Below are 1417 nucleotides of genomic sequence, written 5' to 3'. Positions count from 1 at the left end.
CCCCTACCCCTGGACGCGCTGTCGATCACCGACCTCTCCCCCCGGGTGATGCGCGCGGCCTTCGCCCGGTTCGCCGCTCCCCGGGCGCCCGCGTCGGTGCATCGGGCCTGGTCCACCTGGAACACCTTCTTCACGTTCCTGGTCGCTGACGGGTTCGTGGCGGGCAACCCGATGCCGGCGGTCGGGCGGCCTCGGGCGCTACTCCCCCAGCCGAAGCCGCTGCGCGGCGCGGACACCCCCGAGGTGCTGCTCGCGTCCGCCGCGCGGGACGACGGGCGGCAACGGGACCCGTGGCCGGAGCGGGACCTGGCGGTGTTGGCGGTGGCGCTCTGCGCCGGGCTGCGCCTGTCGGAGCTGCTGGCGTTGCGCGTCGACTCGCTCGGCGGTCGGCCCGGTGAGCGGCGGGTCGAGGTGGCGGGAAAGGGTGGGCGGCCTCGGGTGGTGCCGATCGAGGCGGATCTGGACCGGGTGCTGCGGGACTACCTGGACAGTCGGGTGCGGCGCTTCGGTTCGCGGTCGGTACGCCCCGACTCGCCGTTCCTGGTGGATCGGCATGGTGAGCCGTTGCGCCGTGGTGGCCTGCAGTATCTCGTCGAGTCGTGTTACCGGCGGGCCGGCATCGGTGACCGGGTGCCGCGTGGTGCGCGGCTGCACGCGCTGCGGCACACCTTCGCGACCCGGTTGGCGGAGGACGGTGCGAGCGCGGCGGAGATCATGCGGTTGTTGGGGCACGCGTCGTTGGCGTCGTCGCAGACGTACATCGAGGTGACGGCCGGGCAGCAGCGCGACGCGGTCCGCGCCAACCGGACCAACCGCGCGCTGGCGGGTCTGGTGCCGCCCGGGTGAGCGTGGTCAGTGTGCGCGGTGGCCGGTGCCGTCGGCGGTGACGGGCAGGGGGCCGAGGACGGCGTTGATGATGTGGATGCGGGCGTTGGTGGCCTGGTAGTCGGCGCAGACGGTGTCGGCGCGGTCGCCGAGGCGGGCGGTGGGCCCGGTGCGGGTGACGGTGACGGTGACTCCGTCGAGGGTGGTGGCGGTGCCGGCGGTGGTGAGGTCGGCGATCGGGTGGCTTCCGGTGATGAGGTGGGCTTTCAGCAGGGTGCGGAGCTGGTCGGTGTGGTGGGTCATGAGGTCGTCCCAGTTGTCCTCGGAGAACGTGGCGGCGAAGGCGTCGTCGGAGGGCGCCAGGACGGTGACGCCGTCGCCGGCGGGCAGGTCGGTGAGGACGCCGCTGGTACGCAGTGCCGCTTCGAACGTGGTGAGGGTGGGGATCCAGCGCAGCGCCTGGTCGACGGGTTGCCCGGCGAGGAAGCTCGGGTTGCCGGGGTCGGTGCCGATGGGCAGGGCGGCGCAGAGTGGCCCGGTGGGCTGGGGTGCGGTGCTCGCGGGCGCGGCGTCCGGGCGGGGAGTTGCGGGG

2 protein-coding genes are annotated in these 1417 nt (G+C 74.0%); one reads left to right on the top strand and one right to left on the bottom strand.

Annotated features, from left to right (window positions below; genetic code table 11):
- A partial coding sequence (locus tag DLJ58_RS00060; protein WP_124853294.1) for a tyrosine-type recombinase/integrase occupies positions 1-846 on the top strand: 846 nt, incomplete at its 5' end.
- Positions 847-852: 6 nt separating this feature from the next.
- On the opposite strand, the gene DLJ58_RS00055 is transcribed toward DLJ58_RS00060, so the two are convergent.
- A partial coding sequence (locus DLJ58_RS00055) for a fasciclin domain-containing protein (protein ID WP_148097947.1) occupies positions 853-1417 on the bottom strand: 565 nt, incomplete at its 5' end.

The sequence above is a fragment of the Micromonospora arida genome (genome assembly GCF_003857035.1).
Taxonomy (GTDB): Bacteria; Actinomycetota; Actinomycetes; order Mycobacteriales; family Micromonosporaceae; genus Micromonospora; species Micromonospora arida.
The sequence above is the reverse complement of the archived record's forward strand: the minus strand, read 5'-3'. Positions and strand labels throughout refer to the sequence as shown.